General features: G+C 37.8%; 22 protein-coding genes. 11 read left to right on the top strand and 11 right to left on the bottom strand.

Going from position 1 to position 16,745, the window contains the following annotated elements:
* Positions 1 to 28: 28 nt before the first annotated feature.
* Positions 29 to 457, bottom strand: coding sequence for a GNAT family N-acetyltransferase (locus tag SY85_RS04150; RefSeq protein WP_066409343.1), 429 nt, complete (start codon positions 455 to 457; stop codon positions 29 to 31).
* A 270-nt stretch (positions 458 to 727) separates the two neighbouring features.
* Between SY85_RS04150 and SY85_RS04145 the strand changes: the two genes are divergently transcribed.
* From SY85_RS04145 to SY85_RS04135, 3 genes are all read left to right on the top strand, one after another.
* Positions 728 to 1,882, top strand: a complete 1,155-nt coding sequence (locus tag SY85_RS04145) for an acyl-CoA dehydrogenase family protein (RefSeq protein ID WP_066401939.1) — start codon at positions 728 to 730, stop codon at positions 1,880 to 1,882.
* A gap of 149 nt (positions 1,883 to 2,031) precedes the next feature.
* Positions 2,032 to 2,700, top strand: coding sequence for a YggS family pyridoxal phosphate-dependent enzyme (locus SY85_RS04140; RefSeq protein WP_066401938.1), 669 nt, complete (start codon positions 2,032 to 2,034; stop codon positions 2,698 to 2,700).
* A gap of 79 nt (positions 2,701 to 2,779) precedes the next feature.
* Complete coding sequence (locus SY85_RS04135) at positions 2,780 to 2,986, top strand: hypothetical protein (protein WP_066401937.1); 207 nt, start codon at positions 2,780 to 2,782, stop codon at positions 2,984 to 2,986.
* A gap of 499 nt (positions 2,987 to 3,485) precedes the next feature.
* Here SY85_RS04135 and SY85_RS04130 read toward each other — a convergent pair whose 3' ends face one another.
* From SY85_RS04130 to SY85_RS04115, 4 genes are all read right to left on the bottom strand, one after another.
* Positions 3,486 to 3,707, bottom strand: coding sequence for a hypothetical protein (locus SY85_RS04130; protein WP_066401936.1), 222 nt, complete (start codon positions 3,705 to 3,707; stop codon positions 3,486 to 3,488).
* 12 nt (positions 3,708 to 3,719) lie between these two features.
* Entirely contained in the window at positions 3,720 to 3,911 is a 192-nt protein-coding gene (locus SY85_RS04125) for a hypothetical protein (protein ID WP_066401935.1), read from the bottom strand.
* Between the two features lie 135 nt (positions 3,912 to 4,046).
* Positions 4,047 to 4,814: a TSUP family transporter gene (locus SY85_RS04120; protein ID WP_066401934.1), complete on the bottom strand. Its 768-nt coding sequence runs from the start codon at positions 4,812 to 4,814 to the stop codon at positions 4,047 to 4,049.
* A gap of 42 nt (positions 4,815 to 4,856) precedes the next feature.
* Complete coding sequence (locus SY85_RS04115; RefSeq protein WP_066401933.1) at positions 4,857 to 5,321, bottom strand: NUDIX hydrolase; 465 nt, start codon at positions 5,319 to 5,321, stop codon at positions 4,857 to 4,859.
* 65 nt (positions 5,322 to 5,386) lie between these two features.
* On the opposite strand from SY85_RS04115, the gene SY85_RS04110 reads away from it, so the two are divergent.
* From SY85_RS04110 to SY85_RS04100, 3 genes are all read left to right on the top strand, one after another.
* Positions 5,387 to 5,566 (top strand): hypothetical protein, encoded by a 180-nt coding sequence (locus tag SY85_RS04110; protein ID WP_066401932.1) that lies wholly within the window; start codon positions 5,387 to 5,389, stop codon positions 5,564 to 5,566.
* A 131-nt stretch (positions 5,567 to 5,697) separates the two neighbouring features.
* Entirely contained in the window at positions 5,698 to 7,068 is a 1,371-nt protein-coding gene (locus tag SY85_RS04105) for a S41 family peptidase (RefSeq protein ID WP_066401931.1), read from the top strand.
* Between the two features lie 244 nt (positions 7,069 to 7,312).
* Positions 7,313 to 7,699, top strand: coding sequence for a hypothetical protein (locus tag SY85_RS04100; protein WP_099459368.1), 387 nt, complete (start codon positions 7,313 to 7,315; stop codon positions 7,697 to 7,699).
* 55 nt (positions 7,700 to 7,754) lie between these two features.
* On the opposite strand, the gene SY85_RS04095 is transcribed toward SY85_RS04100, so the two are convergent.
* Positions 7,755 to 8,036, bottom strand: coding sequence for a hypothetical protein (locus SY85_RS04095; RefSeq protein ID WP_066401930.1), 282 nt, complete (start codon positions 8,034 to 8,036; stop codon positions 7,755 to 7,757).
* 135 nt (positions 8,037 to 8,171) lie between these two features.
* Between SY85_RS04095 and SY85_RS04090 the strand changes: the two genes are divergently transcribed.
* Both SY85_RS04090 and SY85_RS04085 read left to right on the top strand, forming a co-directional pair.
* Positions 8,172 to 8,411 (top strand): hypothetical protein, encoded by a 240-nt coding sequence (locus SY85_RS04090; protein ID WP_066401929.1) that lies wholly within the window; start codon positions 8,172 to 8,174, stop codon positions 8,409 to 8,411.
* Between the two features lie 33 nt (positions 8,412 to 8,444).
* Positions 8,445 to 9,398 (top strand): CvpA family protein, encoded by a 954-nt coding sequence (locus tag SY85_RS04085; RefSeq protein ID WP_066401928.1) that lies wholly within the window; start codon positions 8,445 to 8,447, stop codon positions 9,396 to 9,398.
* Positions 9,399 to 9,451: 53 nt separating this feature from the next.
* Here SY85_RS04085 and SY85_RS04080 read toward each other — a convergent pair whose 3' ends face one another.
* Complete coding sequence (locus tag SY85_RS04080; protein WP_066401927.1) at positions 9,452 to 11,122, bottom strand: L,D-transpeptidase family protein; 1,671 nt, start codon at positions 11,120 to 11,122, stop codon at positions 9,452 to 9,454.
* 196 nt (positions 11,123 to 11,318) lie between these two features.
* On the opposite strand from SY85_RS04080, the gene SY85_RS04075 reads away from it, so the two are divergent.
* Positions 11,319 to 11,510: a DUF3606 domain-containing protein gene (locus SY85_RS04075; RefSeq protein ID WP_066401926.1), complete on the top strand. Its 192-nt coding sequence runs from the start codon at positions 11,319 to 11,321 to the stop codon at positions 11,508 to 11,510.
* Between the two features lie 89 nt (positions 11,511 to 11,599).
* On the opposite strand, the gene SY85_RS25590 is transcribed toward SY85_RS04075, so the two are convergent.
* Positions 11,600 to 11,776, bottom strand: coding sequence for a hypothetical protein (locus tag SY85_RS25590; RefSeq protein WP_158512932.1), 177 nt, complete (start codon positions 11,774 to 11,776; stop codon positions 11,600 to 11,602).
* A 267-nt stretch (positions 11,777 to 12,043) separates the two neighbouring features.
* Positions 12,044 to 13,192 carry a hypothetical protein gene (locus SY85_RS04070; RefSeq protein ID WP_066401925.1) on the bottom strand — a complete coding sequence of 383 codons (1,149 nt, stop codon included), beginning with the start codon at positions 13,190 to 13,192 and terminating at the stop codon, positions 12,044 to 12,046.
* A 360-nt stretch (positions 13,193 to 13,552) separates the two neighbouring features.
* Between SY85_RS04070 and SY85_RS04065 the strand changes: the two genes are divergently transcribed.
* On the top strand, positions 13,553 to 13,987 hold the full coding sequence (locus tag SY85_RS04065) for a DUF2141 domain-containing protein (protein ID WP_099459367.1): 435 nt from the start codon (positions 13,553 to 13,555) through the stop codon (positions 13,985 to 13,987).
* A gap of 11 nt (positions 13,988 to 13,998) precedes the next feature.
* On the opposite strand, the gene SY85_RS04060 is transcribed toward SY85_RS04065, so the two are convergent.
* Together SY85_RS04060 and SY85_RS04055 are read right to left on the bottom strand one after the other, a co-directional pair.
* The gene (locus tag SY85_RS04060; protein ID WP_066401923.1) at positions 13,999 to 14,496 is read right to left on the bottom strand and encodes a hypothetical protein; all 498 of its coding nucleotides are present in this window, start codon (positions 14,494 to 14,496) and stop codon (positions 13,999 to 14,001) included.
* Positions 14,497 to 14,539: 43 nt separating this feature from the next.
* Positions 14,540 to 15,037, bottom strand: a complete 498-nt coding sequence (locus SY85_RS04055; RefSeq protein WP_066401922.1) for a hypothetical protein — start codon at positions 15,035 to 15,037, stop codon at positions 14,540 to 14,542.
* Between the two features lie 679 nt (positions 15,038 to 15,716).
* On the opposite strand from SY85_RS04055, the gene SY85_RS04050 reads away from it, so the two are divergent.
* Entirely contained in the window at positions 15,717 to 16,745 is a 1,029-nt protein-coding gene (locus SY85_RS04050; protein WP_066401921.1) for a transglutaminase domain-containing protein, read from the top strand.

The raw sequence follows: 16,745 nt of genomic DNA, 5'->3' as shown, positions 1-16,745 counted from the left end.
AATAAATTGAATTGTTGAAAAAGGAGCTTTATAGCTCCTTTTTCATTTTATGGTGTGGAATATTAACCTCTTTAAAGCCCTCTCCATCTATTTGATAGCCTTGTTTTTCGTAAAAGGGCAGAACTACGTCTCTCGCGTTCATAAACAATGTTTTATAACCCATTTCCTTTGCTTTGGCTTCTGCGAATGTAATAATTGATGCACCTATGCCACTTCGTTGAATAGTTTGTTTAACTGCCATCTGGCGAAGCTGAATGCTATTGTTGATGCTGGGAGTGAGAATACAGCAACCAATTACCTGATCGTTCTCAAAGGCGGCAATCAAGTTATCCAGGCTTTCTTTTTCTGGGTTAATATAGGATCTGGGTATGCCAATTGGATCAAGCAAAACCTCCATTCTGAGATTGATCATTTGCTCATAGGCGGGTGAATTGGAAGAAATTATCTGAATATCCATGAGGCAAAAATAGGATGCAGCGAGAAAAAGGGGAGAGGGATTGAAAGAGGGAGAAAATAAAGGTTTGGGGCCTAAAATGTGGCCTTTAATCAATTTTACTCAAATCTATAAACTAAATGCTGTATTTATTCAAATAATGGCTCCAAATCTGCTTGATTGGCTTTGTTATTTTATTCATAAGTGATTGATTTGTAATGGGTTTAAGAGGGGCTATTTGGGCATTTACAATCAGCCGTCTTTTCCATTACATTTGCGCCACAAATAATACTCATGAACTTCCAACTAAGCGAAGAACATTTAATGATTCAGCGGGCCGCCCGCGATTTCGCACAAAACGAATGCTTGCCAGGTGTAATTGAACGTGATGAGAAACAACAATTTCCTCGTGAACAAATTATGAAACTGGCCGAACTAGGTTTCCTAGGAATGATGGTTGATCCTAAATATGGTGGTAGTGGCTTAGACACAATAAGCTATGTACTTGCCATGGAGGAGATTTCTAAAGTAGATGCCAGTGTTAGCGTATGCATGAGCGTTAACAATAGCTTGGTATGTTACGGGTTAGAAGCATATGGCTCTGAAGAGCAAAAACAAAAATACCTGACGCCCTTGGCACATGGTTTAAAAGATGGCGAACTGTATACTGGAGCTTTCCTATTAAGTGAGCCTGAGGCAGGAAGCGATGCTACTTCACAAAGAACTACTGCAGAAGATAAAGGTGATTATTATTTATTGAATGGTACTAAAAACTGGATCACCAATGGGGGGACAGCTTCTGTATATCTAGTTATTGCTCAAACCAATCCAGAGTTGGGTCCTAAAGGTATCAATGTATTAATTGTAGAGAAAAACTGGCCGGGTGTAGTAGTGGCAGCCAAAGAGAATAAACTGGGTATTCGCGCATCAGATACGCACACTATTTTGTTCAATGATGTAAAAGTGCCAAAAGAGAACAGAATCGGTGAAGATGGCTTTGGTTTTAAGTTTGCTATGAAGACGTTAGCTGGCGGACGAATTGGTATTGCTTCTCAGGCGCTAGGTATTGCTAGTGGCGCATACGAGTTAGCGTTAGCTTATTCTAAAACGCGTAAAGCTTTTGGAACTGAAATAGCCAACCATCAGGTTATTGCCTTCAAATTGGCAGATATGGCTACTAAAATTGAGGCCTCACGCTTATTGTGTTTGCGTGCGGCATTTGAAAAAGATCAGATGAAGGATTATACCCTTAGTTCTTCAATGGCCAAAGTATTTGCTTCAGAAACCGCAATGTGGACTACAACTGAAGCAGTACAAATACATGGTGGCTATGGCTTTGTAAAAGAATACCATGTAGAGCGTTTGATGCGCGATGCTAAGATTACGCAGATCTATGAAGGAACTTCTGAGGTACAGCGTATTGTAATAAGCCGAACGATATTGAAGTAATAGAAATTAACTTGAAAGTAAAAGCGCTCCAAGAGGAGCGCTTTTTTATTTAGCGTATCAGCTTTCAAGGCTATTGATCTATCATAAGATGATTCTAAGAAACAGAATGGATATGGTGCCTACCTTTGATAGTAAGCAATAGAAAGAAAATGTTGGTTAATAAGAATACATACCAAGAGATTGGTAAAGACTTAAATCAGAAAAATGTTACGCTTGTAGCAGTATCCAAAACAAAGCCTGTAGAAGCAATACAGGAATTGTATGAATTAGGACAACGTGATTTTGGAGAAAACTATGTACAGGAACTGATAGATAAACAGTCGAAAATGCCATCTGATATTCGCTGGCATTTTATTGGACATTTACAATCAAACAAGGTTAAATATATAGCTCCGTTTGTACACTTGATTCATGGAGTGGATAGCTATAAACTATTGAAGGAAATTAATAAGCAAGGAGAAAAGCAAGGTCGTGTAATTGATGTGTTGATGCAAATACACATAGCCCAAGAAGAAACGAAGTTTGGCCTGGATAGTAAAGAATTGGAAGAAGTAATTACCCAATCAGGTATAGATCAATTAAAGAATGTACGCATTCGGGGTTTGATGGGAATGGCCTCTTTTAGTGATGATCAAACGTTAGTGCGGCGAGAATTTCAATATTTACGAAGTCTGTTTAATAAATATAACAGTAATCTACCCATGTTTACTATTCTTTCCATGGGAATGAGCGGTGATTATCAGTTAGCAGTGGAAGAAGGGAGCACAATGGTCAGAATTGGGAGTTTACTCTTCGGAGCCAGGAATTATCAGCAATAAACACTTGAAAGTTTGATTAAAACGGCTTATGGTGCAGATTTGGCATATTTTTTTAAACATGGGTATATAAAAGGAAGTTATGAAAAAAGCCTATTTATCTGTAGTGGCGGCTTTGGTAAGTGCTATTACATTTGCCCAGGAGAAAAAAGGAGAGCTTGATGTAAACATTAATTCCAATGGTGGACATAATAATTGGTATGCATCTCCGTTAGTGTGGATTGTTGGTGCTGCTATATTTATTTTATTATTAGTAGCCTTGTTACGTGGCGGTCGTTCAGCTGATTAAACTTTATCACATTATATATCAGTCAAAAGCCTTGCAAACAGCAAGGCTTTATTATTATTCTAATACTTTATTGAACAGTAAATGCCACAAAAAAATGGCTTTAAAGCCATTTTAATATAGAAACTGCACCACAATGTATTTATTAATTAGCGCCCCATATTCCGAAACCAAAACTGAACCTTACGAATATTGTTACGACTTGTAGCCAATATACTTTCCTCGCTTGGACGCGTTATTATTAAAAGGTAGCAGATTACTATAATCAGCATTATGAAAAACCACACTGGAAACATATCACTTCGTTTTATACTCTATAAATTTCAAACACTGTTCCAATGAACAATCATCAGGAAAAAAAGTAAAAGATTAGGGTAAAGTGCTTAGAAAAGGCTTTCCTATTTGAATTAATGAGGTTATTTGTGGAATTTGCAACATAAACCTATAGAAGTTTTGCAACAGTTGTATGAAAGCAATAGATGCCTTTAGATACGTTCCCACTTTAATGTTGTGCCAGCAGGTAATTGTCCAATTTTTCGGTTGCTGCATTTTTTAACTGCTCATCTATGGGATCTACAGGATGCCATTCATCTTCTTCACGACGAATGCTAAATTGCATATTGCTGGTTAGCGCCTGGAATATATACTTGTCATCATGAAAAGAGACCTGGAAGGTTTCTGTTCTTCCATTCATTTCCAATTCGGTTGTAAAAAGTGTATCCATAGCTGATCTTTATTAATAAGGTGTTGATTCTGTTGTGCTTTCTTCATTTTCATCGCATGGGTCTAGCTCATCAGTTTTTTTTACAGCTCCATCGCCAGTTGCATGTGCGTTCTCTACAGAAGCAGAGGTAATGTGCATTTCAAGATTTTGCAGGGGAGAGGTGGCAGTCGTCTGCATTTTAGGAAATTCTTCATCGCGCTTCATAATCGTGCATTTGAGAAAGAAAATAACAGAATTGTGCCACAATAAAGATTTATAGCTTGGGCATATCCAAATGGACAAACACTTGTATTGTAAAGGCTCTGTAAGTTATTGTCAATGAAGGAAATAAGATGAAACTTAAATTACATCATATAGAAAGCGTAAAAGTGTGCCAAATACTACTATTAAGAAAAAGATGCGTATAAAATGATTTCCCTTTGCTATAGCTAGCCGGGCGCCTATAGCACCACCAATAGCATTAGACACCGCCATAGGGATAGCCACTTTCCATATAATTTTACCTTGTATAATAAAAAGTGTAATGGAGCCTAAGTTGGTAGCCAGATTGACCAACTTAGCAGAGGCAGATGCTTTTAAAAAATCAAAACCTAAAAGGGTAATAAAAGCCAGGATAAAAAAACTACCGGTACCAGGGCCAATAAACCCGTCGTAAAATCCTAGGATTAAACTGAATAGTATTCCAAGTACAATTTCTTTTTGTGGGCTGTGTTGTTTTTCAGTGTGCTCCCCAAAATTCTTTTTGCTATAAGTATAAACGGCCACTGAAGACAGCACAACTAGTAAAACTGGTTTCATAAACGAATTACTCACCATGGTAAGTAATTGTGATCCTGCAAAAGATGCAAAAAAGGCTATTGTGCATACTATGGAAATCAATTTCCACTTGATAGGTACTTTTCGGATATATTGGGCTGCAGCCATGGCAGTGCCTGAAAAAGATGGAATTTTGGTTGAAGCAATAACGGCTGCTACAGGATAAGCAGGAAGTAGAATCAAGGCCGCGGGTGTTTGAATAAGCCCACCACCTCCTACAATAGCATCAACAAAGCCAGCCATAAAAGAGGCCAAACAAAGGAAAAGAATAGTTTCAATAGCTATGTTCATAGAATAATGGAAGCGAATTTAAACGATCAGTGCCAATTGCGTTTAATTATCAATTTTGAGATTGACTAATAACTCAACAATTAATGGAATTTGCGTAGGAATGATCTTCTGTTTGGCAACAGCAGGGCTAAACCAACCAGCTTTATCTACCTCAGGTATCGTTATCCACTTTCCGGAATTTGGCGGCCATTGCAATTTGAACGTATTGGACTTTATTGTTTCGGGGTTTAAGTCACCTTCGGCTGCCCAAGCCATTACCTGCTTGCCGGCTTTTTGTTTTATAGGAGCAAGCGGAAGGAAAGGACCTTGGGGACGGTAGCCAGTTTCTTCTTCTACTTCTCGTACAGCCGCCAGTAATGGGTCTTCGTTTTCATTATACTCTCCTTTTGGTATGGACCATACACCTAGATCTTTCTGTGCCCAGAAAGGGCCACCTGGATGTACGAGTAGAACTTCAATTTTACTCTTTTCTTTCCTGTAAAGAAGTATCCCGGCACTCTTACGCATACAGATCTTGGTATTTGCCTGATTATTGCTTGTATATACGCATTAAGCTAAAATTATTCCCTATTATGGATAAAATACTTGATCCGGAAGACTATATTGATGAAGACCTGGTTTGTGAAAAATGTGGCTGGGCAGGTAAGGCTAGTGATGCTAATCTTATTGATTTTTATGGTGTGAGTAAAATTAAAGAGTTGCATTGCCCTAATTGCGATACAATAGTAGCTACTATAGAATCCCCAAAATAAGTTTATGACTCATGTGTTTATTTAAGTATACTAACAGAAGTTGTTAAAACGTTAGATATCAACCGATTTTAAAGATTCGTTTTCAAACTCTGTAGTAACTTGAAATTATAAAAATACACACGTACACATCTATGTTAGTTTCAAAACACCGTTGGCTTTGGATAGCCCTTTTGGGTATTACCAGTTTTGCTGCCTGTAAGAAAAATAATGATGATGCGCCAGCAAACGACCCAACTAGTAATCCTTCTGAAGCAGATAAATTAAAAGACACAGCTCTGCTTTATTCTAAAGATCTTTATCTGTGGTATAAACAAATTCCTTCAACTTTTAATGCCAGGAGTTATAGTGATCTGAATAAGGAAATGGAAGGAATACGGCAATATAGTATTGAGCCAGGCTATGCTTCTGCAGTAGACCGTTGGAGTTTTGCTATTGATCAAAGCCAATGGAATAATGTTAGCTCTGGTGTTGGAGGCGACTTTGGGATCAATGTATTCTTCAAACAAGAGGGCGATTTACGTGTTAGCTATGTAGAGGAAAAATCTCCTGCCGGTAAGGCTGGCATTCGTAGAGGATGGCGGATACTAAAACTGAATGGTAGTGATAATATTACTACCGGTAATGCAAACGCTATTATTAGCGCTGTTTATAATAGCGCTGCAACCACTTTTACTTTTCAAAAGCCTGATAATAGTACAGTCGATTTAACGCTTAATGCAGGTACATATCTGGAAAACCCAGTTCAATTAGATTCTGTTTACACCACGGGTTCTTCTAAAGTAGGATATATGGTATTCAATTCCTTTTTAGGAGATACTACAGCTGTCTATAATAAATTTTCTCAGGTGTTTAGCCGCTTTGTCAACGCTGGTGTTCAGGATGTGGTTATTGACCTTCGGTATAATGGTGGTGGGTATGTATCGGTTCAGCAAAAGCTGGCTAACTATTTAGCGCCATCATCAGCCAATGGGAATTTAATGATGAAACAAGAGTTTAATGATAAGTATACAAAGTATAATAGCACCGATTATTTTAAAAAACTAGGGAACCTGAATCTAAGTCGGATTTTCTTTATTGTTAGTAAAAGTACCGCCTCGGCCAGCGAGTTATTAATAAATAATTTAAAACCAGTTTTAGATGTTAAGATCGTTGGTCCATCTGCTACCTACGGAAAGCCTGTAGGGTATTTCCCAGTAGCGGTGGGTAGTTGGTATATTTTCCCAGTTTCTTTTAAAAGTACCAATAAAGCTGGTGAAGGAAATTATTACAATGGATTACCATTAACTAACAAATCTGCCGATGGTTTGGATAAGGATTGGGGAGATGTTAATGAGTCTTCTTTGGCTAGTGTGCTTCAGTATATTTCAACGGGTTCATTTGGAAAAGTAGTGCCTTCAAACATTGATGATTCAAAGCGGGCCAATGTAAATGAAGGTAACAGTGTTTTAGATAGACCAAGTTTTAAAGGCATGATAGATGCCAGAAGCCTTCAAAAGCTATAGAAATTGCAAATTTTAAATCTCTTATAAAACCCTGCTAAAAGCAGGGTTTTTAATTGTTCAGCCTTGTAATAAGTTGAGTTATAGAATATCAAAGGTTGAATGAATACAACAGATGATTAAACAAGAGTAGAGGAAATACCACAATGCGAAGAATTTCCATCTTATGATTATAAAGGCATCATATTAGCAGTAGAATAGCTGGTACTTTCTTTTTAAAACAAGAAAGCCTTTAAAATCTTAGGTTATGAACACAGCAAATAGCAACGTAAATAATCAAAACGTGAATCAGCCGAATGATCGTATGACCTTTATGACGGATGAAGAGAAAATAATCAATAAACTGGAGGCTGACGGGTTTACTGATCAGTTTAAGGTAGAAAAGAAGCTTTTGCGCTCAACAACAGATCCTAAAAAGACCTATAAGGCAAAAGAAATAAAAGCAGTAAACTTCTACCGGTATGAAGGTAATTCTGATCCTGACGATATGTCGATTATTTATGCAATTGAAACAAGTGACGGGCGTAAGGGCACATTAATAGATGCTTATGGCAGGTATTCAGATGAAGAAACAGGCGCTTTTATGCAGGACGTAGAAATTCAGAAAAAAGTATCCTCTAAATGGAAAGCATAAACAGATAGTAGATATTAAAAAAGGCTTCTTTTAAAGAAGCCTTTTAATTTATAAGTTAAGCCACGGAAGAACGCTGTAGCTCTTCTTCAATTACTTCATGTAGTCTGGTCTCAGAACTAACAATCCACGGGGGGAGGTTGTTATCTACAAAATGCCACATTCCTGAAGCATCTTTATGCATTTTAAAGATGATACGGTTTCCTCTGTCATCACTCACATCTACATGGAAAAGCTCCTCATTGGAAGAGGGTAACCGGCGGAAATTAAATTCTCTCAAGCGGTCAGCAGATTTTACCAGCTTGGTGAACGCTATATTTCTAAAAAAGTTCAGCATCATTATACAGTATTGATCCTATGCTATTGCAAAATCTATGCTCAACTTTATAAAAGAATCCTTAATTCCAGTTGATTTCTGCTAATCTGTGCCATTCTCTCGCATATAATTTGATTGTTGTCATTAAAACAGTCAATTATGAATAAGAATAACAATAAACAATCGGTTAATGTCAATAGTCCCGCAGAGACACGAGATGACAGTACGGCACCTACAGACCCCAAAGTAAGGCAGCAAAAAGAGCCCCGGGAAGGTGGTATTCGAAGGGTTGAAAAGAGAAGTACTGACGCCGCCCGCTTTGATGATGATTATGAAGCAGCCCAAGAAGATGCCATTAGTAAGGATAATAAGAGGTCAGAAGATGAAAAAAAATCTTAAAACTGTCTAACTTCAAAGTTAGAAGTCAGTTCTATGAACTATATCGATGTTCTTTTATGGCTGGTTATATTATTGGCTATTTGGAGCGGATGGAGTAAAGGGTTTATAATGGGTTCAATCGATCTTGGAACTTGGATCGGAAGTGTTTTTATTGCCTTTATTGGTTATCAATATGTTGCTTCGATACTTGTGTCATCTTTAAAAGCTGCAGATGTGTGGAGCGCACCCGTAGCTTTTATTTTTCTACTGGTGCTTTCAAAGATTTTAATGTCCTCCTTACTCTACTGGATATTTCCAAATAGTAGAGACGTTCATCAGCATACTGTCAATAGAGCATTGGGGCTTTTGCCTGGTTTTCTTACAGGTCTGATCAATGCAGCAATTATTGCAGCCCTTTTGTTAGCCTTTCCAATTTCAAATAATATCACCGCTACAACTCGGAAGAGCAGTACGGCTAATATCCTTGCTGGGAAAATAGAGTGGCTAGATGAAAAACTAGCACCGGTATTTGATGGGGCTGTCAAAAAGTCTATTAATAATCTGGTCGTACATCCTGGGTCAGACGAGACTGTACATTTAAACTTTACTGTTAATAATGCTACACCTCGGCAAGATCTGGAAGTGAAAATGGTGGAGTTGGTAAATGCGGAGAGGGGAAAAAAAGGACTTTCCCCTTTGGTCCTTGATCCTACATTAGTGCAAGTGGGGCGCTCTCACTCACAAGATATGTTCAGCCGAGGCTATTTCTCTCATTATTCTTTAGAGGGTAAAACCGTTTCTGATCGATTAAAAGCAGCAGGCGTCCGGTTTTTAGTAGCTGGAGAAAACCTGGCACTTGCTCAAACCCTTACTATTGCACACAATGGTTTAATGGAGTCGCCCGGCCACAGAGCCAATATTTTACAGCCACGTTATGGAAGAATAGGAATTGGTATACTCGACGGCGGTATATATGGTCTAATGATCACCCAGGTGTTTAAAAACTAAAAGGCCCCAATTTTAAGAATCAGGGCCTTTTCCGAAATCGCTATTCCTTCAGATCAAACGCGTTTAGTAGTATCTGTTGTAGGTGTTAGATTACTGCTTGTATTATTGGTAAACATTCTTGAAGCTGTTGTCATATCATGCTTGTAAATGTCTTCCCTAAAATTTAAGCGTCCACTATCGTCAACCCAGGCTGTATAATAATTTATAACTACCGGAACTGGCTTTTGTAACTTAACAGTTTGCTCTTTGTTGCTATTCATCGCCTGTAGGATTTTTTCGGGTGTCCAATCTGCTTGCCCTTTTAATAAATACTGCGCCATTTTGTTGGCATCGGCCAAACGAATACAGCCATGACTAAAGGCTCGTTTGTCCTTATCGAATAAGCTCTTTGATGGTGAATCATGAAAATAGATCTCATAACTATTCGGGAATAAGAACTTCGCCTTTCCTAAGGGATTGTCTTTACCTGGCAGTTGACGAATCTGTGGAATGCTGTCATTTTTATTTATAATCTCCATATTGTTTTTCTTTAGGTAATTCGGGTCCTTTTGCATTGCGGGCAAGATCTCAGCTTCCACAATACTTTGTGGAATGTTCCAGCTGGGGTTAAATACAATCTGATCCAGGTTGCCTGTAAACATCATTGTATTGGTGCCTTCTTTACCTACAACCACTTCCATGTCAAATGCCTTCGCATTATTCTCATATACATATAACATATAAGAGGGGATATTAACTTCTATAACCTGGTTTCTCTGTGGCACTGGCATCCAAGCCATACGGTTCATGTTGATTAGTAACTGTTGTATGCGCTGTTCTACAGGAGTATTCAATGCAGTAATTAGTGTGTCTGTTATGATACCGGTAGGTTTGTAACCATATCGCTCTTGAAGCGATTTTATGGCCACTTCTAAGGAATCATTAAACAAAGCCGTTGTATCATTGGCAGAATAATCACCACTTGTCAACAAACGTTTTTTCAAATTGGAAATACCAGGTGAGGAAGTGCCTTTCTTTATTGTTTTAGCATCTAAAGTAAGAGGCTTCCAACCACCTTGCTTTGCAATAGCTGAATAGTGTTTAAGTTGTTCCCGCATAAGCATATAGGACCGATTGTTAGCAAATTGTACCGTGTCAATTTTATTGCTTAGTGAATCCGCTAATTGTAGTGCATCTACTTTTTTTATTGGCACTAAATGATTCCAGTCGGCGTTGCCATTTACCTTGGCATATTGAATAAACTCTTTTGTTATAGCTAGTTCTGTTTTAATATAGTTAGAATCTGTTGTTGCTATAAGCAATGTATCTTCTGCTAATAATGTATCTAGTCGTTTGTCTAATAAGGAATCTGGTTTGTAATGCTTATCATCGATTGTCGATTCATACAAACTCCAAAAGTTACGCCCTTGCTCAGTTATACCTTGCGTATTGAACCAGGCATATTGATAATTTCTTGTGTTATAGAAATTGCGCAGATCCCTGGCAAGTGTGTCTGAAACTTTTTGCTGCTGAATATATTGTTCCATAGCCGCACTATCTAGGAATAGGTCAGAGTAAGCATTGGTGGGTGAAATACTTAAATCTCTTGAAACAACAGTTGCCATTTGACTATTGGTGCTATCTAATGCATTATGCGAACTTTCACTTTTAAAATAGCCACTCATGTTATCACAAGAGGCCATAGTTATCGTAACGATTGCAACGGCACTTAAAATCTTTTTCATATCACTCGTATTGATATTTCAAGTTTTACAAAAGACATGCCTGTAAAGACAGTGATGCTAATTAGTTTTAAGAGAGGGTGAGCAATATTTTCTGCAATTCTTATTTATAAACAAGTAATTAGCTGATAAAATATCATATAAGGCTACGGTTTACAAAACGGTACAGTTTTCGATTTGTGCAAGAGAAAAACACCTTATGTACAACTATACGAGTTTTATATCCAGTACCGATCGTTTCGGAGTTTTTGGAACAGAGGAGTATCAAATTCAAAAGTTAGCCAGAAGGCTCAAAGCTCCAATAGAAGACATTTTAAAAGCAATTCAGGAAGTTGGTTTTGATCAGGATGAAATTGAAGAATATATCAGAGATCGATATAATAGAAGTTAATTAAGATCCTTGTATACGTGGTAAATAAAGGAGCCGCATCGTTTTGAATGATTGATGCGGCTCTTTTATTCTATAAAAATGTAAATTGATTAGCTGTTTTCTTTTGTCCGGTGGCAAATAATTTCAATCGAAAAGCTAAATGCCAAAGCAAAGGCAATTGTTTCCCACATTGATTCCTTTTTAAAAAAAGAAACGATCAACATCACAAAGCAAAACAAACTCACCATTACAGTTAAAGCATTTTTTTCGGACAGGTATTTTTTCATACGATTGGGTTTAGGTATTGCAGAGGTTTATTGTGTTCTAAAATTACAGCAGTTTGTGCCCAGATATAATCCGAAGTCGGTGAAAGGGGTGAAATTATCGGCAATAAATTGTTAAAGACAGAAGAGTTGGTAGTAATAGGCAAAAATAAAATAGAACAGGTTATTTATTACAATTGCAGAGGTTGCTTACTGAAATAGCACTTGATCTTGATCAATTTGATGAGTGCTTATGTAGAGCTGATTTTTAAACAGCTTATAAAAACTAGCTCATTTTGATACTGGTACACTGAGCCTATCCAAATAGGGAAAATGTAGTGTGATACTCTGAAGTAGTTTACTCCCCAATGAATTTAAGGATGCCTTTAATTTGTATTGTAAGGTCCTATGCATGTCTGAACGTTTATTGCTAATCCAATAATCAAAAGTCTTTTTTACTGTTGAGGTTGTATGACTCCAGGAGGTACCTATTTGCCAATATTCTAGTGCTTCTATTATTCGTTCCTGATAGGCAAATTGGCATTTGAATATTACAGGTAAGCCATAAAACAAAGCTTCATATAGTAAACCTTCCGTGTTACAAACCAAAAGATCTGCCTTGGCAAATAAATGCGCCGAATTAATACAGCTTGACGTTCTCCTTAAGTGCAGGAGCTTTGGGTTTTGATTGGTTGCACGAACTGTCAGATTATATCCCTGGCAAGTAATGGTATCCAATACCTCTAACCAATTGACCGGTTTTGTATCATCCAGATCAATTAGTATGTTTTTTTTGAATGATGAAAGCTTTTCAATTCCTGTTGCTTTGGAAGGCCTGGGCACTTCAATTAGTGGCCCTATCAATTCATAATGATAAGGCAGTTCTTTTTGGGGAAACAATTCAGGGAGGTCGCATATCCAGTTTAGATCACCTTCTAACTCTTCTTGAATTGAATTTTTTTCTCGCAGCCCGTACTTTTCTCTTATGCGGCAAAAGGGTTCATAGTTTCTGAATTGACTATGAAATATACTTCTGTTGGCAAAGTAGGGAGACTGGTAGCCATTCATTACAGAAATGATTGGGATACCTGTAAATTCTGCGGCCATACTTAAGGTATAGTCGTTATCTCCGATTATCAATGCCGGTTGCAGGGTTTCTAAAATTTCCACTTGTTCTAGGAACATCAACTCCGGATTTGTTTCATGAACTCCTGGTAATTTTTCTTCAATCAAATAGTGAAGAAGCGGGAAGAAGTTGCCATTAAAAGTCTCAAAGCCTTGTTGATAGACTAGGTGCGCTTGTTGGTCAGTATGAATAAAGCGCATTTCAAAAAATGGTCTTAGATGCTGGGCAATTACCAGGCATCGTTGGTAGTTTGTGGTATGGGCACAAGGAAATACTAATACAAGGGGCTTTGTAGCGTTTGAGGGTAGTGGCATAGTCCCGGGTTTAGTGGAAGGTATCGTGGGCCTTTATTATCTATTCAAATATCCTGCCACGGTAGAGGTGTATAGGGCGAGTTGCTACTGTTTTAAGTTATTAGTTTATTCTTGCGTTCTCTTGTTCATTAATTTATAAAAGTTTAGAGGCTGCAAAGTGTAAGTAGTCGGATTGAAGCTTCTATCAAATCGCGAAAAATTTTGTAGTCATTCAGTAGTCTTTTGAATTATTTACAAAGGTTTTCATGCCCCCAAATTGTTTAAGTGAACATGTGCACCAATGAACAATTGCATGCGTAAACAGTATTATTCCTGATTTGGAACTTTATTTGCAAAACAATGAGAAAATGTAAATACCATATGAAACATTGGATGGGAGTTGGCGCTATGGTCTTTTTTCTCCAGCAAGTAAGCCTAGCTCAGTCAAAAATAATTGCTGATATCTCCAACTTTGAAAATGATAAAGGAATGTGCCGTGCTTGTCTTTTTAATAGTGCGGCTTCGTTCAAAGGGGAAAGTGGAAATCCCTTTCAATGCGTCCAAGTAACCATTAACCAAAAGCGGTCACAGGTGCAGTTTGACAATGTGCCTGCAGGAACCTACGCCATCTTTCTTTTTCATGATACCAATAGGAACAATAAAATGGATAAGAACTTTATGGGTATCCCAAAAGAGGGCTATGGCGCTTCCCTTAATAAGCTGCCATTTGCCAGTGCCCCTACATTTGATGAGAATAAGTTTCCAGTCACTAATGGCACTACTGTACACCTGTCCATTAAACTGCGCAACTTATAACGAGGAGGTATTTACTTTATCAGCGTTTTGCTTTCTGTAGCTATACAATTTGCTAGCTGCCTTAGGAGGGCTTTTTGATCATCGCTAAGGGTAACAACCGTTACCGTTTTATTGTTTCCAGTAAAGGTCAGTGTCTTCACTGTATGAGTAGTTAGGCGATTTAAATAAGAAGTAGTGGTGGGTGTATTCTTAAACACCACATCAAAATAGCCTTCACAGTTCATACTACCGCCGTTTCTCAAATTTGCCTTTGTATTGGTGCTATCAAAGGCTATTGTTAAGGTAGAAGCTTCTTCAAAACACTTCATTTCACCGTTGCTTCCTATTAAAAATAATAGATGTATTTCCTTGGCATCAGCATCCATTGATAGTTTGGCATTGCTTAAGTTAACAAAACCTGTAGTGAGTTTTGGCTCCTGGGAGAACTGATCCTTGGTTTTCTTTAAGGAACAATCTTGTCCAAAAACGCTGATGGGTAGACTAAAAAGTAAGGGAAGCAAAAGTTTCATACTTAAAGAAACAAAAAATTAGTATTCAAAATTGTTAAGGTCTTTAACCAAAAACGGCTTTTAGGTCCATCTTGCCACCTATATCATTCCTACATACTTCAATAACAATGGCCCCTATGCTTTTTTCTTTAAAATGTGCTTGTGCTTTTTGCACCTCAATGGCTGCGGCTTCAAGGGCCTTTTCGTGATACTTTCGAATAGGCGTCTTCCCATTTACTACATGGGCAAACGATTTTAGATATTGATTATCGGAACGCTCAATAACGGCAGGTGTTAGTTCCGTTAACTCTTCAATTGCCGTCATCTGGTGCTCCATGTTTTTACTGGAAAGGTTTTGTTCCGCCATGGCATGAAACTGGTCGCCGATACGTAATGTGAAAATGGTGATGATCAGGCTGTCAAGAAAGTCATAATTGATTTCACTTAGAGGTACATCTTTGAAGGTATACAACCCTTCAATGCCCGCTAATAAAAGAATGGGGTTGATTCCATTTTCCTTAGCCTTTGTATTAACAGCTTGATAAAAAAGCGATTCGTTCATGCCCTAATATTTCTGTGAGTTTAACTGCAAATTACTCCTAAGGATTTTATAAAATAACGGAATTACACTTTTAAAGTTGTCTTTCATATAAATTTTGATCTTAAAGTGTCGTAACTTCAGGACTCACCAAAGAAAAGGAGGTATTATGAATCTACAGAGTATTCATGGAAAACCTTCGGTTGGTATCGCCTAACCGGGTTCATCCATTCAAATATCTGGTGACGCCAATAGGGCGTCTGTCGCCACTCAGTATACTGAGTGGCTTTTTTGTTCCCAAAATGAAAAAGATAGTATCAATCATGCTGATACGCTTAACTCTTAAGCCTTTTTATTATAGCTGCCTTTTTCGTTCTTCAGGTATCGTCAATTCCTTACCTAAATCAGCAATAACCCGCAAATAAGCTGTATATAACCCGTATATAAGCCGCCTATAACCCGCCCCTATATAGATACGGCTTATATGCAGTTTAAATAGGAGTAATATGGTTTTAAAATGCTATTTGTTCCTGGAAAAGGCCATTGAAAAACAGCAATGGTGGCAAGAAAACTAGCACATTTTAATGGATATTCGGAAACCGATTGACCATCTATTAACATCATTTTTCATATGTTAAACCTGTTGCAGAATTCGGGAAAAGATTGAAATTTGGTAGTACCGTGTTAAGCGGCTGTCGATGAAATGAAATGCTCTAGCTTTCTATTTGCTTTCCTACTACTGCTTTTAAAGACAAAATCACAAACTGTAAATACTACAGCTATTGATGCCTATGCACGTACAGTAGATGCTAAAACGCCGACTTCATTGGCTAAAAAGCTATCAGCCCCTTATAAAACAGATGCGGAAAAGGTAAGAGCCATCTTTTATTGGATCACGGAAAATATTGCTTACAACACTGTTTTATATCAAAAGCCATCGCGGAACTATACTAATCAGTATAATTCGTTTGTGTCAGATGATACCAGTAGAATTCTTTCACCACTAAATGAGCGAATAGCACAGTTGGTACTTCAGCGCCGGGTGGCTATTTGTGAGGGCTATTCAAGACTATTTAAGACACTTTGCGATTACGCCGGCATACGATGCGAAATTATCTATGGCTATGCCAGAACCAATTATATACGATCTGGTAATCGATTTGTAACAAACCATACATGGAATGCTGTTTACTTAGACAATACCTGGCGTTTATTGGATGTTACCTGGGCCAGTGGCTATGTAACATTTGGAGATGCATATGTAAAAGATTTTAATGAATCGTATTACCTGGCTCCGCCACAGCAATTTATAGAAGATCATTATCCCGAGCTTAGCTATTGGACATTGTTAACTAATCCGCCAGGCTTGAGAGAGTTTGAGTATGGGCCTTTTAGGCATCAGGCATATATAAAGTATAAGATCCAGAGCTTTAAGCCAGAAGTAGGAAATATTGAGGCGGCAGTAGGGGATACAATTGAATTTGAGCTGGAAACTGATGTTAAGGCAACACAATTTTTTGTTTCATCTAACCCTTATTTTGAAGTGGGAATTTTGCCCCAAATTACTGCTACACCATTTAGAACGCCTTCCTTTAGCCGGAAAGGCAACCGGTTGTTTTATAAATATGTGATTGCTTCTCCTACTATTAGTCAATTGCAGGTGGTTTTAAATGACCGTGTTATTCTCCAATATAAGGTTCAGATAAAAAATCGGTTGGCAGCCCGTAAATAA

The sequence above is a fragment of the Flavisolibacter tropicus genome, from assembly GCF_001644645.1.
Taxonomy (GTDB): Bacteria; Bacteroidota; Bacteroidia; order Chitinophagales; family Chitinophagaceae; genus Flavisolibacter; species Flavisolibacter tropicus.
This window is presented reverse-complemented; position numbering and strand designations above follow the sequence as displayed.

What these genes read in the sequence shown, in the direction of transcription:
- SY85_RS04080 (WP_066401927.1), bottom strand. Translation starts at nt 11,122, where the DNA reads ATGAAAAAGATTTTAAGTGCCGTTGCAATCGTTACGATAACTATGGCC.
- SY85_RS04110 (WP_066401932.1), top strand. Translation starts at nt 5,387, where the DNA reads ATGGATAAAATACTTGATCCGGAAGACTATATTGATGAAGACCTGGTT.
- SY85_RS04115 (WP_066401933.1), bottom strand. Translation starts at nt 5,321, where the DNA reads ATGCGTAAGAGTGCCGGGATACTTCTTTACAGGAAAGAAAAGAGTAAA.
- SY85_RS04125 (WP_066401935.1), bottom strand. Translation starts at nt 3,911, where the DNA reads ATGAAGCGCGATGAAGAATTTCCTAAAATGCAGACGACTGCCACCTCT.
- SY85_RS04075 (WP_066401926.1), top strand. Translation starts at nt 11,319, where the DNA reads ATGTACAACTATACGAGTTTTATATCCAGTACCGATCGTTTCGGAGTT.
- SY85_RS04120 (WP_066401934.1), bottom strand. Translation starts at nt 4,814, where the DNA reads ATGAACATAGCTATTGAAACTATTCTTTTCCTTTGTTTGGCCTCTTTT.
- SY85_RS04135 (WP_066401937.1), top strand. Translation starts at nt 2,780, where the DNA reads ATGAAAAAAGCCTATTTATCTGTAGTGGCGGCTTTGGTAAGTGCTATT.
- SY85_RS04085 (WP_066401928.1), top strand. Translation starts at nt 8,445, where the DNA reads ATGAACTATATCGATGTTCTTTTATGGCTGGTTATATTATTGGCTATT.
- SY85_RS04090 (WP_066401929.1), top strand. Translation starts at nt 8,172, where the DNA reads ATGAATAAGAATAACAATAAACAATCGGTTAATGTCAATAGTCCCGCA.
- SY85_RS04060 (WP_066401923.1), bottom strand. Translation starts at nt 14,496, where the DNA reads ATGAAACTTTTGCTTCCCTTACTTTTTAGTCTACCCATCAGCGTTTTT.
- SY85_RS25590 (WP_158512932.1), bottom strand. Translation starts at nt 11,776, where the DNA reads ATGAAAAAATACCTGTCCGAAAAAAATGCTTTAACTGTAATGGTGAGT.
- SY85_RS04070 (WP_066401925.1), bottom strand. Translation starts at nt 13,192, where the DNA reads ATGCCACTACCCTCAAACGCTACAAAGCCCCTTGTATTAGTATTTCCT.
- SY85_RS04105 (WP_066401931.1), top strand. Translation starts at nt 5,698, where the DNA reads ATGTTAGTTTCAAAACACCGTTGGCTTTGGATAGCCCTTTTGGGTATT.
- SY85_RS04100 (WP_099459368.1), top strand. Translation starts at nt 7,313, where the DNA reads ATGAACACAGCAAATAGCAACGTAAATAATCAAAACGTGAATCAGCCG.
- SY85_RS04130 (WP_066401936.1), bottom strand. Translation starts at nt 3,707, where the DNA reads ATGGATACACTTTTTACAACCGAATTGGAAATGAATGGAAGAACAGAA.
- SY85_RS04140 (WP_066401938.1), top strand. Translation starts at nt 2,032, where the DNA reads ATGTTGGTTAATAAGAATACATACCAAGAGATTGGTAAAGACTTAAAT.
- SY85_RS04050 (WP_066401921.1), top strand. Translation starts at nt 15,717, where the DNA reads ATGAAATGCTCTAGCTTTCTATTTGCTTTCCTACTACTGCTTTTAAAG.
- SY85_RS04145 (WP_066401939.1), top strand. Translation starts at nt 728, where the DNA reads ATGAACTTCCAACTAAGCGAAGAACATTTAATGATTCAGCGGGCCGCC.
- SY85_RS04055 (WP_066401922.1), bottom strand. Translation starts at nt 15,037, where the DNA reads ATGAACGAATCGCTTTTTTATCAAGCTGTTAATACAAAGGCTAAGGAA.
- SY85_RS04065 (WP_099459367.1), top strand. Translation starts at nt 13,553, where the DNA reads ATGAAACATTGGATGGGAGTTGGCGCTATGGTCTTTTTTCTCCAGCAA.
- SY85_RS04150 (WP_066409343.1), bottom strand. Translation starts at nt 457, where the DNA reads ATGGATATTCAGATAATTTCTTCCAATTCACCCGCCTATGAGCAAATG.
- SY85_RS04095 (WP_066401930.1), bottom strand. Translation starts at nt 8,036, where the DNA reads ATGATGCTGAACTTTTTTAGAAATATAGCGTTCACCAAGCTGGTAAAA.